Origin of the sequence: Acinetobacter sp. ATCC 27244 (assembly GCF_000156555.1) — a bacterium.
GTDB lineage: Bacteria > Pseudomonadota > Gammaproteobacteria > Pseudomonadales > Moraxellaceae > Acinetobacter > Acinetobacter haemolyticus.
This window is the reverse complement of sequence record NZ_GG666002.1, coordinates 1-481: the sequence shown is the minus strand read 5'-3', so window position 1 is coordinate 481 and position 481 is coordinate 1. Positions and strand designations below refer to the sequence as shown.

Genomic DNA, 481 nt, shown 5'->3' with positions numbered 1-481 from the left:
ACAGGTTTTGGGCGATAGTAATAACAACCACGGGAGACTTTCAGTAGCTTAGCTTGCTTAGATACTGAAATCTGAAGTGAGTCGTCGATTAACTTTTGTGGTTGAAGCGGCCCAGTTTCTTCAACACACCTTCTAAAAAATCAATTTCTAATGCCTGCTCACCGATTTTTGCATGTAGTTTTTTTAGATCAATGGGCGGTTCTGCTGGAGCTTTTGATTGATCGAAGGCTTGCGAGGAAGCTGAAAGCAATTGATTTTTCCAGTCGATAATTTGGTTTTGATGAACATCAAATTCAGCACTCAATTCAGCAAGTGTTTTTTCTGCTTTAATCGCAGCAAGCGCTACCTTAGCTTTAAAGTCATTTGAATGATTTCTTCTTGGTCTACGTGCCATAAAATACTCCATATATCGATGTTTATAACATCATTTGGGGAGCAAAATATCACTTATAGGAGTTGTTCAAATTTACGGAGCCATCTC

1 pseudogene is annotated in these 481 nt (G+C 38.7%); it reads right to left on the bottom strand.

Annotation, left to right across the window (positions count from 1 at the left end):
- Nucleotides 1-406, bottom strand: a pseudogene (locus HMPREF0023_RS15980) (IS3 family transposase); the annotation flags it as partial.
- Between the last annotated feature and the right edge of the window lie 75 nt (nucleotides 407-481).